The sequence below is a fragment of the Arthrobacter sp. efr-133-TYG-118 genome (genome assembly GCF_030209755.1).
Lineage (GTDB): Bacteria > Actinomycetota > Actinomycetes > Actinomycetales > Micrococcaceae > Arthrobacter.
In genome coordinates, this window is sequence record NZ_JARVRH010000018.1 from 112,002 (window position 1) to 135,895 (window position 23,894).

Sequence of the window (23,894 nt, forward strand, 5' to 3'; positions counted from 1 at the left end):
TCGCATTTGTTGTCGTTTTCAAGCCCCATAACGACAACAAATGCGAGCTAGTTGGGGGTCCAGCCTCGGTCCAAAAGCACGGCACGGACTTTCGCGACGGCGGACCGTGCATCGTTCTCCATGTGCCGTTTGGAGATCCTCACCAAGTGCCAGCCCGCACGGGCGAAATCCTCTTCTCGGGCGATGTCCCGGACTATCTGGGCCGGCTCGGAATGCGGTTCGCCGTCGTATTCGACCGCCACACGGTGTTCCGGATAGGCCAGATCCGGTTGACGTACGACGCCGGCACCTAGCTCAGTGGCTACGTTCAGTTGGGGTTCGGGCAGTCCGGCGTTTTCGAGGGCCAGCCGGAGCCGCGTTTCGGGCGCCGAGTCTGAGCCGATCCGCGCCTGTTCGAGGGCCAGGCGCGCCTTGCGGATCCCGGGAGTTCCTTTGTGCCGGTCCAGCATTTCGGCCAGTTGTTCCAATGTTGCGTACGGCTCTGTCCGGCCTTCAAATTCCGGCCGGGGGATCCGCACCAGATGGTCGGCGACGACGGTCAGTTCGTCAACACCCATCTTCCTGGACACATCAAGCCAGGTCCGGGTGCGCGTAGTGACCAGAAGACCGTCAAGACTGGTGATTTCGTCGTCGAAGAACTGCCCCACATGCCCAACCACTCCGGTTCGTCGAGGAATGGCCATGGTGTCCGGACGCGAAATGTGGATGCGCGTGTCATTGCTGCCTGGCAGGAACCCCGGGAATGACCACAGACCGAAGGCCGTGGCGTGCGACGCAGCCGAGAACTCGGTCACCGCCGTGAAAGGCCGGACGAAACTGACGTCCGTCGGCTGCCCTTGGACCAATGCCTGGTCCGGAACCCTGATGCCCCGGCTTGGCGAGGGCAGCGATCGGTGCCGCAACTGCCGGAGGCTCACACCGGCGTCGACCGCTTCTTGAAAGGTGAACGGGGCACACGCCAGCAGCGCCGGCAAGGGTTGCGGGGTCCTCATCGCCCTATCGTTGCAAATCCTGAAACGCCATTTTGAGTTATCCACAGGCAACCGCCCAGGAACCCCAACTGACTCGCATTTGTTGTCGTTTTCAAGCCCCATAACGACAACAAATGCGAGCTAGTTGGGTCGGTTAGGCTGGCTGGGTGACTCTCATTGCACCCGTGACCCTGGAGGGTCGCTTCGTAACCCTGGAACCACTCAGCCCCGAGCACCACGACGGCTTGGTGGATGCCGCCAAAGACGGCGAATTGTGGAAACTCTGGTACACCTCAGTCCCGACGCCGGAGGGCATGGGCGCGGAGATCGACCGCCGGCTCGGGCTGCAGGAGCAAGGATCCATGCTGCCGTTCGCCACCCGGTTGAAGGCGACCGGCAAGTTGATCGGCATGACCACCTACATGAACATCGACGCCGCTACCCCGCGCGTCGAGATCGGGTCCACGTGGAACGCCGCCTCGGCACACGGCAGCGGGAGCAATCCCGATTCCAAGCTGCTGCTCCTTCGCCACGCTTTCGAAACCCTTGGCTGCCCTGCCGTCGAATTCCGTACGCACTGGCTCAACCACCAGTCCCGCGAGGCCATCGCCCGTTTGGGCGCCAAGCAGGACGGCGTCCTCCGGAACCACTCGCGAACTTTGGACGGAGTGCTCCGCGACACCGTGGTGTTCTCCATCCTCGAACACGAGTGGCCCGCGGTCCGCACCGGCCTCGAGTTCAGGCTCGCGAAGCGGCCCTGAACGCGCCCCGGCCCTGCGCCGCGCCTCGCGCCCGTTACTTCTTGAGCGCGCTGTTGACGGCCGTACGGTAACCCTGGGAGTACCCGGCGTCGTTGGGATGGAAGTTCTCCAAAGCGAGCTCTGGCGGGTCCAGGGGCGATGGCTGGGTGTAGTTGATCCACGGATTGTTGGAACCGATGCCGTGCCCGGTGAACCGCTCCGTCACGCTCACGTAGCCAACACCTGCGGCGGAGGCGGCGCCGGAGATGGTCGCATTCAATTGGTCAGCCATTCCGTTCAAGGTGGTGGCCAACTGTTTCTGAGAGGAAGGCATCATGGGGCCGATGGTGAACAAGCGCGGGTAGCCGGTCAGCACGATCTCGGCGTGGGGTGCCTTCTGCCGGATGGACTGGACCATGGCCACGATGTTGGCGGGTAGCGCGGGCAGGGCGTTCGCCACATTCTGCACGGCCGAAGCGCACGCCAGGGCATCGGCACTGGTGCAGGCGACCGCCACGGCTCCCGTGCCGACGTCGTTGCCGCCCACTGTGACCGAGACTTCGGTAGCGGACCCCAGGGCCATCGCGACAGGGTCGTTGGGGGACAGCTTGTCCAGACCTGCCTTGACGGCAAGCGACGTGGCGCCGAAGCAGCCAAGGTTCAGCCCGCCCAAAAGGGCTGCGTAACTGTCCAGGCTCTGATGGCAGCCCGGCAATGAGGCCGGAGCCGGAGTGCTGCCGCCCGTGCCGGCGGCATAGGAATCGCCCAAGGCCACATAGACATCGGCCGGTTTCGTTGTGACCGGATTCGCCTGGGCAGGTCCACTTCCGAATCCTGCCAGGAGTACGACGGCGGCGACGGCGCCCACCAGGCGGCCATACCGGCGTCGCGAATTAGCTGCTTGCATGATTGATTCCCCTCGTGTCGATCTGCAGTGCCGCTTGGCGGCGCGGGCCATCCCTGCCCGGCAGTCTTGCGGCCAGACTACGCGAGTAGCGCGCCCACGACCACGGAACCCCAACTAGCTGACAGTTGTTGTCGTTATGAGGGCTCGAAACGACAACAATTGTCAGTCAGTTGGGTTGGCGGGCAGGAAGAGCCAGGGCGCTGCGGACCGAGGTCCAGGACTTGAGGACCTCCAGCACGTCCGGGTCGTGTTCCGTGAGGACGGCCTGTCCATAGGATTCCTTGAGGAGGGCGTCCATCGAGATCCGGGTGCCGGTGGAAGCGCTGAGCATGGCCGCTTCCACCATGGCAAGGCTCATGATGTTCTGGTGGACCTGGCCCATGGGAGTGCTCCCCGTGCGCAAGGCCATCACGAAGTCACGCAATGAGCCGGCGATCTCCTGCCCGGGATCCTCGCCGCCCGGGCCCGAATCAGCGAGCAACGAGGACGCAGGATCGCTGTCGCCGTCCCATAGGACCGTGCCGTGTTCGCCGCTGATCCGCCACGCGGCGTTCCACGAGGTCTCCTGGCCCGGGCTGCACCAGCTCCCGGTGAACACGAAGCGTTCCCCACCGGTCATTTCGAAGATGGCGGTGGCCCCTGCATCGCCGCGGTACCAGCTCCAGGACGGGTTGTATTCCTCGCAGAACACCGAGACGGGGTCCGCGTCGAGCAGGAACCGGGCCATGTCGAACTGATGGATGGCCATGTCCAACAGCAGCGGGTGGTCCATGGCATCCCGGAAGCCCCCGAAATGCGGGGCCTTGAAGAACTCCGCCGACAGGATGCCCACAGTGCCGAGCGCCGAGGCGAGCCGTTTGGCCTCGAACAGGTGGCGGTTGTACCTGCGCGACTGGCTGACCATGAACAACTCGCCGCTATGCTCCGACGCCGCGGCCAGCGAGAGCCCTTGGGCCACCGTCGCGGCCACGGGCTTTTCGCCAAGCACCGGGAACCCTGCCGCCAGCGCCTCGGTGGTCACCGGATGGTGGGCTACCGGAACGGTGACATTGATGACCGCCTGGGCGCCGACGTCGGACGCCAACTGCGCGGTCCCGGTGCCCACCGGCAGATCGGGACGCCCGGTAGCGGCCGCGCCGGCGCGGGCGGCGTCCAGATCCAGGTCAACGATGCCCGCGAGTTCCACGAGCGACGACTCCTGCACTGTCCGAAGCCACGCGCGGCCCATGCCCCCGGCGCCGACGACGACGACGCGAAGGGGAGTGCCGTCGTCGGGAATGGTGGCGAAAGGGGTACTCATGCGTTGGCTCCCTGGTAGCTCTTGCCGTTGAAGAAATCGTTGGTCTCATAGCGCAGCAGTTCGGGGTAGGCGCGCGCCGGCCGATCGGTCACTGCCCATTCGACGGCGTTGGAGATGACCCGGCGGACATCCTTGTGGTGGTAGACCGGGTAGTCCTGGTCCCCGGGGCTGAAGAAGAAGATCTTGCCGTGGCCGCGGCGGAAGGTGCATCCCGAGCGGAAGACTTCGCCGCCGCTGAAGGAACTGATGAACACGAGCTCCTCGGGCGTGGGGATGTCGAAGAATTCGCCGTACATTTCCTGCTGATCGATCACGATGGGGTGGGGCACGCCTTTCGCGATGGGGTGGGTGGGGTCCACGGTCCAGACCAGTTCGCGGTCCTGCTCACTGCGCCAGCGCAATGTGCACGAAGTGCCCATGAGCTTGGTGAAGATCTTCGACCAGTGCCCGGAGTGCAGCACGATCAGGCCCATGCCGGACAGGACGTGGCGGTGCACGCGCTCGACGATCTCGTCGTCCACATCACCGTGGGACATGTGCCCCCACCACGTGAGGACGTCCGTGTTGGCGAGGACTTCCTCGGTGAGGCCATGCTCGGGCTCGTCCAGGGTGGCGGTGCGGACGCTGGCCTTGGCGCCGAGGTTCTCCTCGATGCTGGCCTTCACGGCTCCGTGCATGCCCTCGGGGTAGAGGCGGGCCACCAGTTCGTCGCGCTTTTCGTGCCGGTTTTCGCTCCACACGGTGACGCGGATTGGTTCGGACATGGGTTTCTCCTTGAAGCTTGTTGATGAGTTTGGTTTAGCGGTTAGTGCCCGACGGCGGTGCGCTGCCATTTGACCGCCGCTATTTGACGGCCGCTATTTGACAGCTCCACTGGCCGTGCCCGCAGCGATGTACTTCTGCGCCGCGACCAACAGGATGATGGCGGGGATGGAGGCGAGGACCGCCGTCGCCATGACGGAGCTCCAGTCGTTCACGTAGGCACCGATGTACTGGAAAATTCCCAGGGTCACGGGCCGCACCGCCTCTGTGGTGGTCAGGGTCAGGGCGAACAGGAAGTCGCTCCAGGTGAACAGGAAAGTGAAGAGCCCCGCGGTGATAAGCGAGTTCCTGCTCAGCGGCACCACGATGGACCAAAACGCCCTCAAATGCCCGGCACCGTCCACCCGTGCCGCCTCGATGACAGACGCCGGCATGCCGTTCATGAAGGCCCTGATGATGAGGATCGCGAACGGGATGCCATGGGCGGAATCTGCCAGGATCAGGCCCGGGATGGAGTTGAGCAGGCCAAGATCGTTGTAGGCCGTGTACAGCGCGTTGGCCACCACGATCCCGGGGATCATCTGGCTGATCAGGATCGCGAAGAGGACCACGCCAGCGCCCTTGACCTTGAAATAGGCCAGGGCATAGGCCGCCGGTGCCGCGATGGCCAGGCTGAGTACCACGCTGCCCAGCGAGATCACCAGGCTGGTGACCAGGTTCCCGCCCTGCTCGCTGATGGCCGTGGCGTACCCCGAGAAGTCCGGCTTGAGCGGCAGCCACGAGGTTTCCAACGTGGTGCCGTTGGGCTGCAGAGAAGCGTTGATCATCCAGTAGACGGGGAACAGCATGATGGCCAGGAAAAAGATGGCCAGGACGGTGTAGCCCCACTGTTTGCGCCCGGGCCCGTTCGCGGCGCGCTCGGGTCCGGAGCCTTTGCGTGCGCTACCTTTGCGGGCGCGTCCGGTTCCACTGCGACCCGGCGCCGAACGGCGGACGGTGATTTTCGTCGTCGTCATGGTTTCCTCACTCATCGACTGACCGCCGGCTGGCACGCAAGTAAAGGACCGCGAAGACCAGCGAAATGACTACCAGGACGTTGCCCAGCGCGGCGCCCTCGCCGAATTTGAATTCGTGGAAGGACAGATCGTAAGACTGGGTGGCGATGGTCTGGGTCGAATTCGCGGGGCCGCCGTTGGTCAGGCCCAGGATGATGTCCAGCACCTTCAGGGTGTAGACGACGCCGAGCACCAGGACCACGCTCACCACAGGACGCAGCATCGGCCAGGTGATGTGCCGGAACGCCTTCCAGCCAGTGGCGCCATCGAGGGAACCGGCCTCATAGAGCTCATCCGGAATTTCCTGGAGGCCGCCGTAGAGAATGGTCAGATTGAACGGGATGCCGATCCAGATGTTCACTCCCACCACGGCGATCAGCGCGAGGGACGTGCTGGTGAGCCACGGTACGCCCGTATTCACGATGTGCAATTCGCCGAGGAAGCGGTTCAAGGCTCCGCTGTCCTTGTCCAGGATCCATCTCCACACGGCACTGGACACGATGAGCGGCAGCAACCAGGGGAGCAGGAGCAGCGAGCGCAGTATTCCGTTGAGCGGGAACTTGCGCTGGAAGAAGATTGCCAGCGCCAGCCCGATCACGAATTGGCCCAGTATGGATCCCAGGGTGAACAGGGCGGTGTTCACCAAAGACGTTGAAAACAACGACGACGACAGCACCTTCGCGTAGTTCGCCAACCCCACCCAGGGGGCCTCGCCAGTGAAGAACGTGGCTGTGGTGTAGTCCTGGAAGCTCATCACGATGTTCTTGACCACGGGGTAGCCGAAGAGCAGTGCCATGTAGGTCACGGCAGGAACCAGGAACAGCCACTGGAAAAGGCGCTCGCGGCGTTTGCGGCTGCGCCTGCGCGGTGACGGGCTTGTTTCCCGGGCCTGGGCGTTGTCCGACCCGGATTTTGCGCGCGCTTTGGCGCGCTGGTTGGCGCGCGACTTGGCCTGCGACAAATCAGTTGTGAGGGACATGTCCAGCTGCTTACTGGCCTTGGGCTTGCTTGAGGGCGTCGGCCGGGGAGGCCTTGCCCGTCAGCGCGGTCTGGATGGCGGTGTAGATCTTGGTCGCTTGTGCCGGCCATCCTTCTCCGAGTTCACCGGTGCGGGCCCGGGCGGTCTTGATGAGATCGGTGAAGGTGGCGAGCTTGGGGTTGTCGGTGGCGAACTTCGCGGCGAGCGAGGTCTTGGACGGGATGGTGTTGCGGACCTTGGCCATGGCCAGCTGGTTTTCGTCGCTGTTCATGCAGGCCACCACTTCTGCGGCCTTGGCCTGGTGGGCCTTGTTGCCTGTCTGCGGAACGGTCCACACTTCGCCGCCCAGCGGGGCAACGGCTGTCTGGCTGGCGTCACGGACCGGAATCTTCACGACGCCGTACTGCAGCGTGGTCTTCTTGTCGAGCGCCGGGATCTGCCAGGGGCCGTTGACCATCATGGCTGCCTTGCCTGCCATGAACTGGTCCTTGACGTCTGCTTGCGTCCAGTTCAGCGCCGAAGAGGACACGGATCCATCCTTGACGAGGTCGGTCCAGAGTTGGAGGGCCTGGGCGGTCTCGGGGGTGTCGATGTTCTTCTCGTCGCCTCCGTTGGACCACATGACCGGAAGGAACTGCCACGTGCCCTCATAGGTGGGGTTGGCGTTGAAAGCCAGGCCATACTGCTCGCCCGAGGTGAGCTTGGTGGCCGCAGCCTTCAGCTCGTCCCAGGTGGTGGGCGGGGTGACTCCGGCCTTGGCCAGAATGTCCTTGTTGTAGAAGAGCGCGATCGTGTTCACCGTGGGGGCGAGCCCGTACACCTTGTCCTTGTAGGTACCGGCGCTCAGGACCCCCGGCGCGAAATCGGCGGTGCTGATGTTGAAATCGGATAACGGAGCCAGCGCTCCTGTGGCGGCAATCTGTTGCAGGTCCGGATTGTCGAGCATGAGTACATCCGGCAGCGTCTTGGAAGAGGACTGCTGGAGCACCTTGGAGATCAGCGACTTGCCCGGCACGGTCTCGCGTTTGATCGTCACGCCGGCCTTGGTGCCGCAGGCGGTCAGTGCGTCGCCGATGAAGGACTTGTCCGGCTCATTGTTGTAGTAGTCCATCACGGAGATTTCCTTCACGGCATCCGTGGAGGAGGCGGAGGCAGTGGTACCGCAGCCCGAGATGGCGAGCGGGAGGCCGACGAGAGCTGCCACGGCCAGGGCGAGCGGGCGGCGTGTCCTGATAGCTGACTTCATTGTCTGTTCCTTTGTTGGTGGAGGAAGGGAATGGTGCGTTTGTTGATGGGAAGGGAATTATCGATGCGTATCGACGATGCTGGAACGAAAGAATCTGGAGCTGAAGCGAAAGAATCTGGAGCTGAGACGAAAGGTTCGCGCGGCGAATCAGGGGTGGTGTTTACTGCGGACGGAGGGTGCTGCAACGGTGTGTGATGACCGTGGGCACCAACTCCAAGGATTCGTGTGGTCCCTGGGAGTCGGCTTCGAGGAGTTGGCACATGATTTTGACTGCGCGCCGGGATACTTCTGCCGGCCGCAGATCGATGGTGGAAAGCGGTATGGGTTGGAGCTCGGCGAGGGTGGGGGAGGCGCTTCCGATAACGGAAACGTCCAGCCCCAGGGTCAGGCCACGGCTGCTCAAGATGCGGCGCAGAATGTCCTGGATGGTGCGATCGGGGGCGATGAACGCTGGCTTGCCGGTGGTGCTGGCGAGGGCTTTGTCGACCGATTCGGAGATGGTGGCGCGATCGGTCCCGCCGGGAAGATGGAGCACCGTCACGCCGAGGGCTTTGGCCGCGACATCCGTGCCGTGCAAGAACCGGTCGACGTAGTTCACATGCCGGTCCATCACTGCGGGCTGCCAGTCAATGACGGAAATCACGGAGTGCCCGACGGCTGCAAGATCCCGGACGCAGTGCTCACCGGCCATCTCGAAGTCGGCGTCGATGCAGACCAGCCCGGACGGATCGCGGGGGATGCCGATCAGCACCACCGGGACGTTCAGGCTGCGGGCCACGGGAAGGCGCTCGTCCTCGTCCTCAACCTGCATGAGGATCAGGCCATCGCAGATCTGCTGCCCCACCACGCGGCGCAGTCCGGCGGCGCCTTCGTCGTCGGTGACCAAGAGGATGTCGTGGTCGAATTGCCGGGCCGTGCTGGCAATGACCGAGACGAATTCCATGATCGATCCCATTTCCAGCTCCGGGATGAACGGAATGACCAGGCCGATGACTCTGGTCTTACGGCTTGCCAAGGCTCTGGCGCCCGCATTGGGCTGGTACGTCAGCTGGTCAATGGCTGCCTCGACCTTTTTCCGGGTCTTCTCGGAAATGGGCCGCTTGCCGCTGAGCACATATGAAACCGTGCTTTGGGCTACCCCGGCCACCTGGGCGACATCCTTGCTGGTGGGCACTTCCAGGCCTCCTCGCCGGGTCCAGTGGTCTTGCTGTGATGTGTGGTTCTGCGTCGTCGATACGCATCGTCGATGCGTATCGAAAAAAGTATGACATAAGTCACGTAAAGCGCGCAAGACCCCGACCCCCGGCTCTTTCTCCCGACGCCCGCTCACCTATGTCGCCTCTTCTTCCGACGCTCGCTCACCTATGTCGGCGTGTGGTTAGCTGTCCGGTATGGATGGGATCTCAACCGCGGCCAAGCAACGGGGCGTCCATTGGGACGGTGCGGTGAACGCCTGGCATATCGCCGGAGGCGTATATCGGATGGGTCGGCGGGAATGGCTCACCGAGGCTGGTTGGCAGCAAATGTACGACGCCGGCATCCGCACTGTGATCGATCTGCGGACCCTGCGCGAGCAGCAGCCCAGGGAGGTCGATCCCGAGGTTTCAGCGGAGGCGACTGCGCGCTTCGACATCGTCCATTGCCCCACCGAGGACCCGGAGAACAAAGAGTTCACCGAGGTCTTTGGCCCGTACCTGAAAGACCCCGCGCACTATGCCGACTACCTGCGGCTCTTCCCGGACAAACTCACCGCGGTCTTCAAGGCCATAGCCGCAGCGCGTGGCGGGGTGGTGGTGCACTGCGCGGCCGGGCGCGACCGCGCAGGGATCATCGCCGTGATGCTGCAGAACCTGGCCGGAGCCAGCGACGAGGAGATCTTACAGGGTTACCAGCAGGGAATGCGAGGAATCAACGAGCGCCACCGCCACCATCGCGCCCCGCACGCCCATGATGCCTTTCTCGAGGACGACGCACTCGAAGCCATGCTGGCAACACGCAGCGCGAGCCTGTTGGAATTCGCGCATTCCTTGGAAACGGCCGCCTTCCTGAGAACGAACGAGGTGGCGGAGACCGACATTGCCGCCATTCGTGTCAAGCTCAACGCTCCGGCGCGGTAGAAGCGGTACAAGCGGTAGAACCGGTAGCCAGCCACGCGCCGTCGTGACCTTCTTTGATTTCGGAAAGCGCTTGCGACGCGGCGAGTCGCAGCTCCGGGGCGTCAAAACGCGTCAAAGAAGGTCAGGAAGGTCGCAGTCCCAAGAAGCATCTAGTGTGCAGATCGGGGCTCTCATGTATTCTGGGGATATTACCGAACGGCCGGTCAGTAATTTGCGGCCGTTCAGTCCACTTCGTGCCCGTGCCTTGGAAGGACCCGTCGACGATGACCAGTACCGCAGTCGCTCCGGAAGCCACAACCGTTGAAACCGTGCCCAGTTTCGTCCAGGGCGAGTGGTGGACCCCGCGCGCCGACGCCTCCGCGGGCGTTCCCGTTCGCGACGCCAGCACAGGCGAGATCCTCGCAACGGTCAACACCGACGGACTGGACCTTGCCGGCGTCGTGAACTACGGCCGCACGGTGGGCCAGCGCGAGCTCGGCAAGCTCACCTTCCACCAGCGCGCCCTCAAGCTCAAGGAACTGGCCCAGTACCTGAACGGACGCCGCGAGGAGTTCTACACTTCGTCCTTCAAGACCGGCGCCACCAAGATCGACTCGATGGTGGACATCGACGGCGGCATCGGCGTGCTCTTCACTTTCGGTTCCAAGGGCCGCCGCGAACTGCCGAACTCGCAGGTTGTGGTGGACGGTCCCATGGAAGTTCTGTCCAAGGACGGTTCCTTCGCCGGCGAGCACATCTACACCCGCATCCCAGGCGTCGCGGCGCAGATCAACGCCTTCAACTTCCCCGTGTGGGGCATGCTCGAGAAGTTCGCGCCCGCATTCATCGCCGGCGTTCCCACCATCGTCAAGCCAGCCACCCCGACCGGCTACGTTGCCGCCGTCGTGGTTAAGGCAATCGTCGAGTCGGGCATCCTTCCGGAAGGCTCGCTGCAGCTCATCTCGGGATCTGCCCGCACCCTGCTGGACCACCTCGACTACCGCGACCTTCTCGCCTTCACCGGCTCCGCCTCCACCGCGAACTCGCTGAAATCCCACGTCAACGTCGTACAGGGTGGCGTCCGGTTCACCTCCGAAACGGACTCTCTCAACGCTGCCATCCTCGGACCCGACGCGGTGCCCGGCACGCCCGAGTTCGACGCTTTCATCAAGTCGGTCGTCACCGAAATGACCGTCAAGGCCGGCCAGAAGTGCACCTCGATCCGCCGCACCATCGTGCCCCAGGCCCTGGTGTCCGACGTCGTCTCCGCCATCGGCGCGCGCGTCGACGAGCGCGTTGTAGTCGGCGACCCCCGGGCAGGGGGCGTCACGATGGGCGCCCTCGCGTCGCTCGAGCAGCTTGCCGACGTTCGCGCCGCAGTGCAGTCAATGCTCGACGCCGGGGGCGAGCTTGCGTACGGAACGCTCGATTCGCCGTCGGTCACCTCGCTCGACGGAACCGTGGGCGTCGTGGAGGACGGCGCGTTCATGTCGCCCGTCGTCCTGAGCTGGGCTGACGTTGACTCGGAAGCTGTCCACTCGCTCGAGGCCTTCGGTCCGGTATCGTCCGTGATCGGGTATGCGGACCTCGACGACGCCGTCCGCCTCGCCGCCCGGGGTGGCGGCTCCCTGGTGGCCTCAGTATGCACCAACGATCCTGCTGTCGCCCGGGAGTTGGTGACCGGAATCGCGGCGCACCACGGCCGCGTCCTGATGCTCAACCGCGAGGACGCCCGGTCGTCAACCGGGCATGGTTCGCCCGTGCCGCACCTGGTCCACGGCGGGCCGGGCCGCGCCGGTGGCGGCGAGGAGCTCGGCGGCATCCGTTCCGTCATGCACCACATGCAGCGCACGGCCATCCAGGGCTCGCCGAACATGCTCACGGCCGTGACCGGCGTCTGGCACCCTGGCGCGGACCGCAACTTCACGGTGGAGACGGAAGGAACGCACCCGTTCCGTAAGTCGCTTGCGACTCTGCGGATCGGTGACGCCGTGCGCTCCGAACTGCGGCAGGTCACCCTGGAAGACATCACTGCCTTCGCCAACTCCACCGGCGACACCTTCTACGCTCACACCAACCAGGAAGCGGCCGAAGCCAACCCGTTCTTCCCGGGAATCGTGGCGCACGGGTACCTGCTGCTCAGCTGGGCCGCGGGGCTGTTCGTGGAACCCGCGCCGGGCCCCGTCCTGGCCAACTATGGCCTGGAGAACCTGCGCTTCATCACTCCCGTGGCCGCAGGAGATTCGATCCGCATCACGCTCACTGCCAAGAAGATCACGCCGCGCGAGACCGACGAATACGGCGAAGTAGCCTGGGACGCCGTGCTGACCAACCAGAACGACGAAATCGTAGCCACCTACGACGTCCTGACTCTCGTTGAGAAGTAACGCTCGCTCACTTATCTCGGCTTTCCTGCCGGCGCTCGCTCACTTATCTCGGGTTTCCTGCCGGCGCTCGCTCACTTATGTACAGCATGCGCGGAACGCTCCCCATCGATGGGGAGCGTTCCGTGTCTGGGCTGGCGTGAATCCCTCGGGCCCCCTGGTTGGTTCTATTGCCCGGGGGCGCGGTATGCCGGCGTCTTCTTGGCGGCTTCGTCGAGATCCTCCACCGTCATGAGCGGCTTCAAATGCAGGCGCACTGCGCCTGTCGCATTGATCATGAGTGAGAGGGCGGCAGCGCTAGCTGCGTCCGGGATTTCGAAGACCCCGACGACGTCGGTCTCGCCGAAAGCGTAGTAGAAACATTCGAGCGATCCGTCCACGGATTTGAGTGCATCGACCACAGCATCGCGGCGCTTGGTGCCGCCCTCGCGCAACAGCCCGTTGATTCCGTCGCCTACGTAGTTTGCTTCGAATAGATATTTGGTCATTGTCTTCCCGTCCCGTGATGTCCAGGACTCGGGCCTCCTAAGGTGCTCCCATCACCCGTTGAGGGAAAGGTCCCGGAGTTGTTCCCCTGCGAGGGGCTGTGCACATATTAGGCCGAGGTCGTCGCCCTGACAACGGTCTAGGCTAACGCTCGCTCACAAGATCTTTCCGATCCCGCCCGGCGTAAGATTTTTTGCGTAGGAGGTGGCGAAATGAACCTAGCACTCAGGACAGCCACAACCGTCTTGCCCGTCGACGACGTAGCCCGAGCCCGTAGCTTTTACGCAGAGAAACTCGGCCTACCTCATCGCGGCATGACCTGGGATGGAAATGATTTGTTCGGCATCGACGGCGGTCCCATGCTGCAGTTGATGCCCATCAAGGACGGCATGCACTCATCGCACACTGCCCTTTCCTTTGAAGTCAGTGATATCGAGCGGACAGTCGACGAAATGGAGGCGAGCGGCGTCGAATTCCGGGATTACGACCTCCCGGATCTCAAGACAGAACACCACATTTGTACCACCGACGCCGACCGTTGCGCATGGTTCATGGACACGGAAAACAACATCCTCTGCGTCCATGAAAGCCTGGGGATCCAGGCCGAATACCAGCTTTGATCGGCTGAAAAGCACTCGCGAACACCACCCAGAACGCTCTCTCACTTATTAGTGAGAGAGCGTTCTGTCAATTGGCCGTATATGTGAGCGGGCGTTGGGGGAAAGGCGCCCATATGTGAGCGGGCGTTGGGGGAAGGATCGGGGGGAAGGATCGGGGGGAAGGAGAGGTCGCGGGGAGAACGGGGGCTACGCCGATGCGTGGAGGCCGTCGAACGCCATGGTGATGACGTCGTCGGCCAGGCGCTGCGGGGAGAGCGAGCCGCCCGGTTTGTACCACTCCACGATCGAGTTGATGGTGCCGAACAGGAGCCGGGTCACGGTGCGGGGGTCGATGTCCTGGCGCAGGGTGCCTTCTTCGCGGGCGGCCGAGATCAGCGCGGCCACCTTGTGGTCGAAGGCACGACGACGTTCCAGGGCATCGCGCTCGATGTCGGTGTTGCCGCGGAGCCGCAGGAGCAGCGTGACGAACGGAAGCCGGTCCACCAGCACGGCGATGGTCTGCCGCAGGACAAACTCAAGCCGGGAATCAGCAGGACCAGACAGCGCCTCGGGCTGTTCCAGGATGGCCTCGAGCCCACCGAGTGCGTGCTCCAGGGCGAGCTTCAGGAGGTCGCCCTTGGACGGCACATGGTGGTAGATGGCCGACTTTGAGATCCCGAGGTTTTCGGCCAGAATGCCCATGGACGTGGCGTCGTAACCGTGGCGGTTGAAGACGTCGACGGCGATGAGCAGCACTGATTGCTGGTCGTATCCGGGGCGTCCCCGCTTGGTTGCTGTTTCACTAGGCATGCTGGCCATTTTCTCATGAACGGTCGGTTGATTCGTGTACGCGCGGGGTCACGTTACCTCTTGGGTCGCATGTCGTAGACACGGCGCAGTTTGCCGTTGGAGCGCTCAAGCGAACCCGGCTCCACAACGTCCACGACGCACGAAGAACCCACGTGGATCTTGATCTGCTCGCGCAAGGCGTGTGCCGCCGTCGTGCCCGCCTCGATGGAAACGTTCTCGCGCCGCTCGATCTTGACCGTCAGCGAATCCATGCGCTTGCCCTCGGGGCGGGTGAGTTCGAGCTGGAAGTGCGGGCTGAGCTCGGGGATGCGCAGGGCGATTTCCTCGATCTGCGAGGGGAAGAGGTTCACGCCGCGCAGGATGATCATGTCGTCGCTGCGTCCGGTGATGCGGCCCATGCGGCGGTGCGCGGGGCGGGCGGTGCCGGGCAGCAGGCGGGTGAGGTCCTTCGTACGGTACCGGATGATCGGCAGCGCTTCCTTGGTGAGCGAGGTGAAGACAAGTTCTCCCGGCTCGCCGTCGGCCAGTACGGCACTTTCCCCGCGGGAGGGATCGAACGGATCGATGATCTCGGGGCGGAAGTGGTCTTCCCAGATGTGGCAGCCGTCCTGGGTCTCCACGGCCTCGCCAGCAACGCCCGGGCCCATGACCTCGGATAGCCCGTAGATGTCGCAGGCCTTGATGTTCATGGTGGTCTCGAGCTCGTGCCGCATTTCCTCGGTCCACGGTTCTGCGCCGAGCACCGCGTATTTGAGCGAGGTCGACGCCGGATCGACACCCATGTGCGCCATCGCGTCGGCGATTGTGAGGAGGTAAGTGGGGGTCGCCAGGATGGCGTCCGGCTTGAAGTCCTGGATCAGCTGGATCTGGCGTTCGGTCTGGCCGCCGGACATCGGGATGACAGTGCACCCCAACGCTTCGGCACCCGCGTGGGCGCCCAGACCGCCGGTGAACAGGCCGTAGCCGTAGGCGTTGTGGACCTTCATGCCGGGGCGGACTCCGGATGCCCGGAGCGAGCGGGCCACCAGGGTGGCCCAGTTGGCGAGGTCGTTTTTGGTGTACCCGACGACCGTCGGCCGGCCTGTGGTGCCGGAGCTCGCGTGGATGCGGGCTACTTCGTCCTGCGGCACGGCGAACATGCCGAAGGGGTATTCCTGGCGGAGGTCTTCCTTGGTGGTGTATGGGAACTTGCCGAGATCGGACAGTTCGCGGAGATCGGAGGGGTGGACGCCGGCGTCGTCGAACTTGCGCTTGTACAGCGGCACGCGATTGTAGGCGTAGGCCACGGTGTGTTGGAGGCGGCTGAGCTGCAGGGCCTCGAGCTCGTCGCGGGAAATGGTTTCTTCGCGGTCCAGCTGTGCGGTGTTAAGCGGTGCGTCGGGAGCGGCGACGGTGTTCTGTGTCATGGTCTTCCTACTTCTTGGAGATGGTGCGGCTGCGGCCACGGAACTCGGCGATGAGCTCGCCGTAGCTGCCCGGATCCTCGGGCGAGCCGACGACGGCAGGTTCGTTTGCGTCGGCCGCGAAGATCTGGATGTCGTACAGGCCGCTGCGGCCGTTGTTGGCGCGACGGTTCGCGACGGCGGTGATCACCTGGCCTTGATAGGCCGGCTTGAGGAAGTTGATGTCGACGCCGGCGGCGACGGTTATGGTGTCAGCTTCCGACGGCGAGGGGTTGGCCGGGTTGCACGCGAGGGCGAACGCTGAGTCCGCGAAGGCGAAGATCATTCCGCCGTGGGCCATTCCGAAGCCGTTGAGCATTTCCTGCCGGAGCTTCATGCGGACGGTGGCGTGGCCGTCGTCGACCTTGAGCACTTCCAGGCCCATCCACTCGGAGGCGTAGTCGTTCTTGAGGATCTGGTGCTGCGCTGCGCCAGAAAGGGTGGTCTCAACCATGCGTCATTGCCTCCAGCTTTATTTACCGAATGTTCATTAGGTAATCCCAGTTTGCTTGAACTGTCAAGAGGGGACCGCTCGGCGGGACGGAGCAATCGATGCATTAGGAGCGCGTAGTAGCCTCGAAGAATGCCGCTTATCGACCTTCCCATCCGGACTCCGAGGCTTGTCCTGCGCAGATTCGAGGCCACCGACCTGGAGCGATTCCACGCCTACCAGTCATTGCCGGAGACTGCGCGATTCCTGCTCCGGCAGGAGTTGACCCTGACCCAGTCCATGGAAGCGCTGGGCCGCTACGCCAACTTCACCTTCGAGCAAGAGGGCGACTGGGTGTGCCTCGCCATCGAGCGTGCGGACTCCCCGGGGTTGCTCGGCGAAGTGGTCCTCAAGTGGCTGCCGGGCACGGGGCAGGCCGAAATCGGCTGGATCCTGGCGCCGGAAAGCCGAGGCCAGGGCTACGCCGCCGAGGCAGCCGAGGCCGTGCTCCGACTGGGCTTCGAGACCCTCATGTTCCACCGGATCGACGCCAAGCTGGATGCCCTGAACACCTCGTCGTCGGGATTGTGCGAGCGGCTTGGGATGCGCCGCGAAGCCGAGCTCGTGGACAACTGGCACTACAAGGGCCAATGGTCCACCGAAGTCATCTACGCCATGCTCGACTCCGAGTGGCGCGCCCGGAAATAGCCCCCGCAGCGCGGCGACCCCCGCCCGTGGGGGCAATGGATGCTACTTGAACTTCAGAGGGTGCTTAGGGTCTCCACGAGCTGCGCGGCGTAAGTCTCAGCGCGACGCACCGACGGCTCCGAGTACGCCCCGGTGACGTCCAGCAGATTGAGGCAGCCGAGGAATCGACCGTTGTCGACGATCACGGCGTTGATAGCAGCGCCGAGATTGAGCGCGCCGAGGACATCCTGGTGTTCGAAAGCATCCGAATCGATGGCTCCTTGGTCCGAAGCGAGGAATGATTCCTGGTGTGCGACGCAGTGTTGGAGCCAGTCCTCGCCCAGTTCGCTTGAGATCCCACCCACCCGGTAGAGCTCCGGCATAGTGGAAAACACCCGGACCAGGTCCCCGGTCCCAGGACGCCAGAGGGAGATGGTTGTCAGCAATGCCCCCACGTCTGCTGTGACCGAGGCGGCGATGTCGGCCAGCTTGGCGGAAGCGTCTGCAGTGAGGGGAATCTCAACGTATTCCTCTTCGAAGTGGGGGACAGTCACGGCGCGGGCTCCAGTTCTTTCTCGGGTGCGATGGATGCTGTCGCCCGGGTGAGCAAGATGACGCCGGCCAGCGCGGCCGCGCCCCCGAGCATGGACGCGATACTGGGAACTTCGCCCAGCAGAATCCACCCGAGCAACAGGGAAAGTACTGGCACGACGTAGAGGAGCGAACCGCCCTCTGCCACGCTCGTCCGCGACAGCGAGACGTTCCAGAAACCGTAGGCCACCACCGTGCAGATCACCACGAGCACGGCCAATGCCAGCCAAACGGTCCATGTGAACCCAGCCGGCGCCACCGCGAATCGGGCGGTCGGCAACGTGGCCGCTCCGCCGATAAGGGATCCCCAGAAGACCACTTCGAGCGGAGGGACGCGTGCCAACAGGGGCTGTTGGACGATGAGGAATGCCGACAGGAGAAGGGCGGCTGCCACGATGTACAAGGCGTCGCCGTTGAAGCCGACCGCCACGGAATCGCCCAGCGTAATGACTACGACGCCTGCCACGGCAAGCAGCATGCCCCAGTAGCCCAGGCGGGACGTCCTCTCCCGCAGCATGAGATGGCCGAGGACGAACGCGAAAACGGGCGAGATATTCAGCAGGAGGCTTGTTGTTCCAGCTGGAACCGTCGTCTGCCCCAGATTCAGGAGTAGGCCGAAGCCTGCATACCCCAATACTCCCGCAACCAGCATCCTCGGAATGTCACGACCCCGCAGCGTAAGTCGCTGCCGCCGGACCAGCACGACCAGGCCAAGCACGACGGCGGCACCCAAGTAGCGCAGCGGCGTCAGGTCCTGCGGGTCTATCACTTTCAGGGCCTCGCGGGTCGCCACGTACGTGGGCGCGGAAGACAGCACCATCAGCACATCTGGTCTTCGGTACCATCCGGTCACAATGGGGGCCTTCCCGGTGAAACGGCCCTTTGTTTCAGGGCGGTTAAATTATTCGGAGAACTATTGCTCTCTCAGACGATTTATTCGTACAGTACATGAATTAGATCGTTCGCGGAAGAAATAAAGATAAGGATTCGGCACCATGGATTCACGGATCGAAGCACCAACAGGGTGGCTGTCCCGGCGCACCCTTCTTGCCGGTTCAGCCCTGTTGCTGGCCCCCGCGGTCCTCGCAGCCTGCGGGGTCAGCCCGTCGTCGTCGACCACGGGTGCCGCGACCGGCGCTGCTCGCCAGGGCGGGACGTTGCGTATCGCCCGGCCGCCGGCGTCGAAGGCCGAAACGTTGGACCCTGCCAGTTCTTTGTCCGCTTATGAATATCTGGGTGCGCTTTACAACCGCTTGGTCAAGCTTTCGGCGAAGGGCGAGATCGTTCCGGACCTGGCCGAGTCTTGGACACTGTCCGCAGATGCGATGAGCTGGACTTTTGTGCTGCGCAAGGGTGTGACCTGGCACGACGGGAAGCCGTTCACTGCCCAGGACGTCATTTTCTCGATCCAGCACATCCTGGATCCGGCCACGAAGTCCCCGCAGGCCGGGGTACTTTCCCCCTTTGTCGATGGCAACTCCATCAAGGCCCCGGACGCCACAACCGTGGTGTTTGCCCTGAAGTCTCCGAACGCCGAATTCGCCAGCTTGCTGACCGGTTACAACTGCTACATCATCCCCGCTGGTTCCGCGGCCACTATCGGTGCCAGCGGCATCGGCACTGGACCGTTCAAGCTGAAGAGTTTCACGGCAGCAGGGCCCGGTTCCGTCGTGCGTAATCCCAACTACTTCGGCGACAAGCCCGCATTGGACGGAATTGAGTTCTCCTCCATCGCCGATACCCAGGCTAGGGTGAACGCTTTGCTGGCGGGGCAGGTGGACCTAGTGGCCCAGACCAACCTTGACTTCGCCACTGCCAAGACGGTTTCGGCCTCTTCGGTCGCAACGGTCTCCAGTGTGAAGAACGCCCAGTGGTATCCGGTACCCATGCTCAACACCAGCCCGGAATTCAAAGACCCGGATATCCGCCGCGCTTTCGCTCATGCGTACAACCCGGACGACGTGTTCAAACTGGCGGTGCAGGGCAACGGAACCGTCGCGCATAACAACCCCGTGCCGCCGTCCGAGGCCTACTACCTCGACTACGGCCTGGGCTACGACCCGGATAAGTCGAAGGCCCTGCTGAAGGCAAAGGGCTTTGACCACTTCGATGTGCCCATCTACACCTCCAGCTACGATCCCGTGCTGTCTCCACTTGCGCTGGCCCTGCAGAGCTCAATGAAGGCCGCCAACATCAACTTGTCCGTAACCAACTCTCCCGCGGATTCCTACTTCACCGACGTCTGGATGAAGAAGCCATTGATGACCACTTACTGGTACACAGGCCGCCCCATCGACCAGTTGCTGAACCAGATCTTCCGCACCGGGTCCTCTTACAACGAGACGGCCTACTCGAATGCCACGTTCGACCAGACACTGGACGCCGCCCGCGCCACCGTGGATGCGGCCAAGCGGAAGACGCTCTACCAGGACGCCCAGAAGATCCTGATCGACGACGGCGGCTCCCTGACTCCGTTCTTCTCCGACCGCATCACCGGCCTGAGCAAGAAGGTAGTCAACTACAGTGAGCACGGCTTCGAATTCGACTACATCAACATCGGGTTGCGTGCATAATGGTCACGTTTTTCGCCAAGCGATTGGGCTGGTCCGTCTTCACGGTACTGCTGGCTACGGTGCTGGTCTTCAGCGCCATCCAGTCTCTGCCGGGAGACGCGGCCACCCAGCTGCTGGGCCAGAACGCCACGCCGTCGGCCGTGGCCACCATGCGGCAACAACTCGGGCTGGATGAACCGCCTGTTTCACGTTTCTTCACGTGGCTCGGCAAGGCGTTGCACGGCGACTTTGGCAACTCCCTCGTCGGCGGTGGCAGCGTCGCGGGAGAAGTGGGCTCCGCCTTGGTGAATACGTCCCTCTTGGCCGGCATCACCATCGTGATCGGCATCCTGCTCTCCCTTGTGCTGGGCCTCGTTGCCGGCCTGACCCGCGACCGGTGGCCGGACATCTCGATTTCCACGCTGGCGCTCGTGGGGATGAGCGTTCCGGAGTTTGTGGTGGCCACCGTGCTGGTGCTCCTCTTTTCCATCTACATCCCGATCTTCCCGGCAGTAGTGATCGCAGGGCAGAATGCCTCCCTCTCGGATCTCCTACCCTCCGTCTGGCTACCTGCCGGGGCGCTGATTTGCGTTCTTGCGGCCTACATCATCCGGATGATGCGCACCTCGGTGATCGACGTGATGGACAGCGAGTTTGTCCGCACAGCGATCTTGAAAGGCAACTCGACTTCCCGGGTGGTCTTCAAGCACCTGCTGCCCAGCGCCATGTTGCCCACCTTGAATGTGATCGCCATGAACATAGCTTGGCTCGTCGGCGGTGTGGTGGTTGTGGAAAGCATTTTCAACTATCCGGGAGTCGGCACCCTGATGATCAGATCTGTCCAGACCCGTGACCTTCCCACCATCTTGCTGATCACGGTGATGAGCGCGTTGACATATGTGGTGTGCAATCTGCTGGCGGACTTTGCAGCGTTCCTGCTGAATCCACGGCTGCGATACCCAAGGAGCAGCAAATGACAGGGAGCAGCAAATGAGCGCAATGACGACGACGGCCCCGGCACGTAAGCGCTCGGAACCCAAGGCCCCCAGCAGCCTTGGACGAGCGGTCCGGTCCATCCTGAAGTCCCGGGCGGCCACTCTCGGGTTTGCCTTGGTGATTGTGAATATCGCGGTGGCGGTCCTGGCCCCCGTGCTGACTGCCTATGATCCGATCGCGACGGACGCCATGAGCGCACTGCAAGAGAGCTCGGCGGCCCACTTGTTGGGCACCGATGCCCTTGGTCGGGATACCCTGACGCGAACCTTATTTGGTGGCCAGTATGCATTGGCTATCAGTTTCACTGCCACTGGGCTCACAGTTTTGCTCGGATCCGTCATCGCCGGCATCGCAGCGTACCGTGGCGGCATTGTGGATGACATCATCACCAGGGTCTTGGATTCGGTGCTGGCCGTACCGGCAATCCTGTCCATGTTGGTGGTGGTGACCATCTTCGGCACCGGTCCTTGGGTGATCATTTTGGCCGTTGTGGTCGTCTTTACGGGCGGGGTTACCCGCATTGTTCGGGCCGCAGCAATGGATGTGATGCCCAAGGACTTCATTACCGCCGCAAAGGCGCGGGGCGAGGGGATGTTCTCCATTCTCTTCCGAGAAGTCTTCCCCAATGTCCTGGACATCATCCTGGTGGAATTCGCCATGCGGGCCTCCTGGGTGGTGCTGCTCATCAGCTCGCTGTCCTTCCTGGGCTTCGGCGCTAGCCCACCGACGCCGGACTGGGGCCTCATGGTGGCCGAGAACCGGAACCTGATGGCTGTTGTGCCAATGGCCACGTTATCGCCCATCGCTGCGCTGGCGTCCTTGATTGTCGGACTCAACCTCGCGGCCGATGGGCTTGCGAAGAGCTTCGGCATCGACCGAATGAAGGAGGTGCTGGGCTAATGACAATAGATGCAGCCGACACCATTGATGAAGCAACCATCCTCAACGGAACGGACATTGTCCGGATCCAGAACCTCAGCGTTTCCTACCTCTCGGGAAAGCGCCAGGTGGACGTCCTCAAGGACGTGACCCTGCAGTTGCGGCGCGGCCACGTTCTGGGGCTGGTGGGGGAGTCGGGTTCCGGGAAATCCACGCTGGCCAGTGCCCTGCTGGGCTCCCTGCGGAGCACGTCGTTCGTGTCCAACGGATCGGTGCACGTGGCGGGCCAGGACGTCTTCGCGCTCGCTCCGCGGGCGCTGCGCCGCCTTCGCACGGCTGAGGTTGCGATGGTCCCGCAGAATGCCGGAAACGCGCTGACTCCCACCATGAAGATCGGAGAGCAGATCGCCGAAGTCCTTCACCACCTCAAGGGAAACAAGGCCGCCCAGCGCGCCCGGGCCGAGGAATTGCTCCGTTTGGTCAGGCTTCCCAACCCGGGGCCGGCTCTGGACAGGTACCCGCATCAGTTTTCCGGCGGGCAACAACAGCGCATCGGGATTGCCATGGCGCTCGCCGCCAATCCGTCCCTTCTCGTCCTCGACGAACCGACTACTGGGCTGGACGTGGTCACGCAGGCCGCCATCCTCGACCTCCTCATGGAGCTACAGGAGACGATGGGCATGTCCATGGTGATGGTCAGCCACGACTTGGGCGTCATTGACAAGATGTGCACGGACATTGCCCTGCTCCGCAAAGGCGCGGTGGTGGAATCCGGCATGACTCGAAGTGTCCTCGCACAGCCGCAACATGCATACACGCGCGGCTTGATCGACAGCGTCCCGCGCATCGACACCCCCGGCATTCCGCCTGGAATGGATCAGGCAGCCATCGACGCCGGGACCGTGCGGGAAGGCGCCGTGGAGTTGTACATCCGGACTCCGCCAACGAAGGCCAAGCCCGTGCTGAGCGTCCGGGACCTGACAATCGACTACCGAAGGAAACCAGTTCCCGGCACGGGTCCCACGGTGCAGGATGTCAGCTTTGAGGTTAACGCCGGCGAGATTGTGGCGCTCGTGGGCGAATCCGGTTCCGGAAAGTCCACCATCGCCAACGCTATTGCGGGCTTGCAGAAGAGCGAAGGGGGACAGATGTCCCTCACCGGGTCTGGTGACGAGTCTGCAAACCACCTGAGGGGCGGTGGCAATCTGGCCCGGACCGTGTCCAGTCGCCCCAAGAGTCTCCGCCAAGCCGTGCAGTTGATCTTTCAAAACGCCGACACTTCGCTAAATCCGAGGCATTCGGTGCGGACGGCTATTGCGCGGCCCTTGAAGCTTTTCGGCGTCAAAGGAGCCACCGTGGAGCGGGCCCTGGAAGAAGTGGAGCTCCCGGCCAGCTTCGCGAAGCGATTGCCAGGCCAGCTCTCGGGTGGTCAACGCCAGCGAGTTGGCATCGCGCGGGCTATCGCCGCCGGCCCGTCCCTTGTGCTAGCGGATGAAGTTGTGTCAGCGCTTGATGTCTCGGTGCAATCTTCCATCTTGCGCTTGATGGACACCCTGAGCCGGGACAAGGACATCGGTTTCCTTTTCATCACCCATGACCTCGCCGTGGTCCGGTCAATAGCGGACCGCGTGGTGGTCCTGTACCTCGGACGCATCGTCGAGGACGGCACAGTGGAGGAGATCTTCTCTGACACGTCCCATCCATACACCCGGCTCCTGCTGGACTCGGTGATCGAACTCGGCGATGACCATAAGGCCAAAGCGCAAGCAGTGCGGGACGAAATCCCTGACGCTCCGCCTGAACTTGGCTGCCCCTTTGCCAGCCGATGTCCGATTGTCCGCGACGTTTGCCGCACTGTAGTCCCGCCCACCATCCAGGTTTCGGACACACACAACATTGAGTGCCACGCGGACGTGTCAGAACTCCGTCCGAGCATCCCTGCCCTCTAGCGCTGCACTCGAAAGAGCCGCTCCCCAGAAAGG

The 23,894-nt window shown here is 63.3% G+C and carries 23 protein-coding genes; 9 read left to right on the forward strand and 14 right to left on the reverse strand.

Going from position 1 to position 23,894, the window contains the following annotated elements; genetic code table 11:
• Positions 1 to 47 precede the first annotated feature (47 nt).
• Positions 48 to 992, reverse strand: coding sequence for an endonuclease domain-containing protein (locus QRN59_RS15550; RefSeq protein ID WP_284983393.1), 945 nt, complete (start codon positions 990 to 992; stop codon positions 48 to 50).
• Positions 993 to 1,138: 146 nt separating this feature from the next.
• Here QRN59_RS15550 and QRN59_RS15555 point away from each other — a divergent pair, with 146 nt between their 5' ends.
• On the forward strand, positions 1,139 to 1,732 hold the full coding sequence (locus QRN59_RS15555; protein WP_284983394.1) for a GNAT family N-acetyltransferase: 594 nt from the start codon (positions 1,139 to 1,141) through the stop codon (positions 1,730 to 1,732).
• 34 nt (positions 1,733 to 1,766) lie between these two features.
• On the opposite strand, the gene QRN59_RS15560 is transcribed toward QRN59_RS15555, so the two are convergent.
• The 7 genes from QRN59_RS15560 to QRN59_RS15590 form a co-directional block, all read right to left on the reverse strand.
• Complete coding sequence (locus QRN59_RS15560; RefSeq protein WP_284983395.1) at positions 1,767 to 2,618, reverse strand: SGNH/GDSL hydrolase family protein; 852 nt, start codon at positions 2,616 to 2,618, stop codon at positions 1,767 to 1,769.
• Positions 2,619 to 2,784: 166 nt separating this feature from the next.
• Positions 2,785 to 3,918 carry a Gfo/Idh/MocA family protein gene (locus QRN59_RS15565; protein WP_284983396.1) on the reverse strand — a complete coding sequence of 378 codons (1,134 nt, stop codon included), beginning with the start codon at positions 3,916 to 3,918 and terminating at the stop codon, positions 2,785 to 2,787.
• Positions 3,915 to 4,682 (reverse strand): ThuA domain-containing protein, encoded by a 768-nt coding sequence (locus QRN59_RS15570; protein WP_284983397.1) that lies wholly within the window; start codon positions 4,680 to 4,682, stop codon positions 3,915 to 3,917. The genes QRN59_RS15565 and QRN59_RS15570 overlap by 4 nt, the downstream gene beginning before the upstream one ends.
• A 93-nt stretch (positions 4,683 to 4,775) precedes the next feature.
• On the reverse strand, positions 4,776 to 5,528 hold the full coding sequence (locus QRN59_RS15575; RefSeq protein WP_284983430.1) for a carbohydrate ABC transporter permease: 753 nt from the start codon (positions 5,526 to 5,528) through the stop codon (positions 4,776 to 4,778).
• A 175-nt stretch (positions 5,529 to 5,703) separates the two neighbouring features.
• Positions 5,704 to 6,714, reverse strand: a complete 1,011-nt coding sequence (locus tag QRN59_RS15580) for a carbohydrate ABC transporter permease (protein ID WP_284983398.1) — start codon at positions 6,712 to 6,714, stop codon at positions 5,704 to 5,706.
• Positions 6,715 to 6,724: 10 nt separating this feature from the next.
• Complete coding sequence (locus QRN59_RS15585) at positions 6,725 to 7,960, reverse strand: sugar ABC transporter substrate-binding protein (protein WP_284983399.1); 1,236 nt, start codon at positions 7,958 to 7,960, stop codon at positions 6,725 to 6,727.
• A 160-nt stretch (positions 7,961 to 8,120) separates the two neighbouring features.
• Positions 8,121 to 9,134 carry a LacI family DNA-binding transcriptional regulator gene (locus QRN59_RS15590; RefSeq protein WP_284983400.1) on the reverse strand — a complete coding sequence of 338 codons (1,014 nt, stop codon included), beginning with the start codon at positions 9,132 to 9,134 and terminating at the stop codon, positions 8,121 to 8,123.
• Between the two features lie 217 nt (positions 9,135 to 9,351).
• Here QRN59_RS15590 and QRN59_RS15595 point away from each other — a divergent pair, with 217 nt between their 5' ends.
• Entirely contained in the window at positions 9,352 to 10,077 is a 726-nt protein-coding gene (locus QRN59_RS15595) for a tyrosine-protein phosphatase (RefSeq protein WP_284983401.1), read from the forward strand.
• Between the two features lie 263 nt (positions 10,078 to 10,340).
• The gene (paaZ, locus tag QRN59_RS15600) at positions 10,341 to 12,443 is read left to right on the forward strand and encodes a phenylacetic acid degradation bifunctional protein PaaZ (RefSeq protein WP_284983402.1); all 2,103 of its coding nucleotides are present in this window, start codon (positions 10,341 to 10,343) and stop codon (positions 12,441 to 12,443) included.
• A gap of 164 nt (positions 12,444 to 12,607) precedes the next feature.
• Here paaZ and QRN59_RS15605 read toward each other — a convergent pair whose 3' ends face one another.
• The gene (locus tag QRN59_RS15605) at positions 12,608 to 12,928 is read right to left on the reverse strand and encodes a GYD domain-containing protein (RefSeq protein WP_078107704.1); all 321 of its coding nucleotides are present in this window, start codon (positions 12,926 to 12,928) and stop codon (positions 12,608 to 12,610) included.
• Positions 12,929 to 13,138: 210 nt separating this feature from the next.
• Between QRN59_RS15605 and QRN59_RS15610 the strand changes: the two genes are divergently transcribed.
• A complete protein-coding gene (locus QRN59_RS15610; RefSeq protein WP_234748807.1) occupies positions 13,139 to 13,546 on the forward strand; it encodes a VOC family protein in 408 nt (135 codons plus the stop codon).
• A gap of 186 nt (positions 13,547 to 13,732) precedes the next feature.
• Here QRN59_RS15610 and QRN59_RS15615 read toward each other — a convergent pair whose 3' ends face one another.
• Genes QRN59_RS15615 through QRN59_RS15625 form a run of 3 tightly spaced genes read right to left on the reverse strand, consistent with a single transcriptional unit; the run spans position 13,733 to position 16,231 of the window.
• Complete coding sequence (locus QRN59_RS15615; RefSeq protein WP_284983403.1) at positions 13,733 to 14,335, reverse strand: TetR/AcrR family transcriptional regulator; 603 nt, start codon at positions 14,333 to 14,335, stop codon at positions 13,733 to 13,735.
• A 53-nt stretch (positions 14,336 to 14,388) separates the two neighbouring features.
• A complete protein-coding gene (paaK, locus tag QRN59_RS15620; protein WP_284983404.1) occupies positions 14,389 to 15,741 on the reverse strand; it encodes a phenylacetate--CoA ligase PaaK in 1,353 nt (450 codons plus the stop codon).
• A 7-nt stretch (positions 15,742 to 15,748) separates the two neighbouring features.
• A complete protein-coding gene (locus tag QRN59_RS15625) occupies positions 15,749 to 16,231 on the reverse strand; it encodes a hotdog fold thioesterase (protein WP_284983405.1) in 483 nt (160 codons plus the stop codon).
• A gap of 129 nt (positions 16,232 to 16,360) precedes the next feature.
• On the opposite strand from QRN59_RS15625, the gene QRN59_RS15630 reads away from it, so the two are divergent.
• Positions 16,361 to 16,915, forward strand: a complete 555-nt coding sequence (locus tag QRN59_RS15630) for a GNAT family N-acetyltransferase (RefSeq protein WP_284983406.1) — start codon at positions 16,361 to 16,363, stop codon at positions 16,913 to 16,915.
• A 53-nt stretch (positions 16,916 to 16,968) separates the two neighbouring features.
• On the opposite strand, the gene QRN59_RS15635 is transcribed toward QRN59_RS15630, so the two are convergent.
• Both QRN59_RS15635 and QRN59_RS15640 read right to left on the reverse strand, forming a co-directional pair.
• Positions 16,969 to 17,448 carry a hypothetical protein gene (locus tag QRN59_RS15635; protein ID WP_284983407.1) on the reverse strand — a complete coding sequence of 160 codons (480 nt, stop codon included), beginning with the start codon at positions 17,446 to 17,448 and terminating at the stop codon, positions 16,969 to 16,971.
• Positions 17,445 to 18,305 carry a DMT family transporter gene (locus tag QRN59_RS15640; protein WP_284983408.1) on the reverse strand — a complete coding sequence of 287 codons (861 nt, stop codon included), beginning with the start codon at positions 18,303 to 18,305 and terminating at the stop codon, positions 17,445 to 17,447. Before QRN59_RS15640 ends, QRN59_RS15635 begins: the two co-directional genes overlap by 4 nt.
• 175 nt (positions 18,306 to 18,480) lie before the next feature.
• On the opposite strand from QRN59_RS15640, the gene QRN59_RS15645 reads away from it, so the two are divergent.
• From QRN59_RS15645 to QRN59_RS15660, 4 genes are read left to right on the forward strand one after another with little or no spacing between them, the layout of a single operon-like run.
• Positions 18,481 to 20,058 carry an ABC transporter substrate-binding protein gene (locus tag QRN59_RS15645; protein WP_284983409.1) on the forward strand — a complete coding sequence of 526 codons (1,578 nt, stop codon included), beginning with the start codon at positions 18,481 to 18,483 and terminating at the stop codon, positions 20,056 to 20,058.
• The gene (locus QRN59_RS15650; RefSeq protein WP_284983410.1) at positions 20,058 to 21,014 is read left to right on the forward strand and encodes an ABC transporter permease; all 957 of its coding nucleotides are present in this window, start codon (positions 20,058 to 20,060) and stop codon (positions 21,012 to 21,014) included. Before QRN59_RS15645 ends, QRN59_RS15650 begins: the two co-directional genes overlap by 1 nt.
• A 13-nt stretch (positions 21,015 to 21,027) precedes the next feature.
• The gene (locus QRN59_RS15655) at positions 21,028 to 21,933 is read left to right on the forward strand and encodes an ABC transporter permease (RefSeq protein ID WP_284983411.1); all 906 of its coding nucleotides are present in this window, start codon (positions 21,028 to 21,030) and stop codon (positions 21,931 to 21,933) included.
• Positions 21,933 to 23,861, forward strand: coding sequence for an ABC transporter ATP-binding protein (locus QRN59_RS15660; protein ID WP_284983412.1), 1,929 nt, complete (start codon positions 21,933 to 21,935; stop codon positions 23,859 to 23,861). The genes QRN59_RS15655 and QRN59_RS15660 overlap by 1 nt, the downstream gene beginning before the upstream one ends.
• Positions 23,862 to 23,894 lie beyond the last annotated feature (33 nt).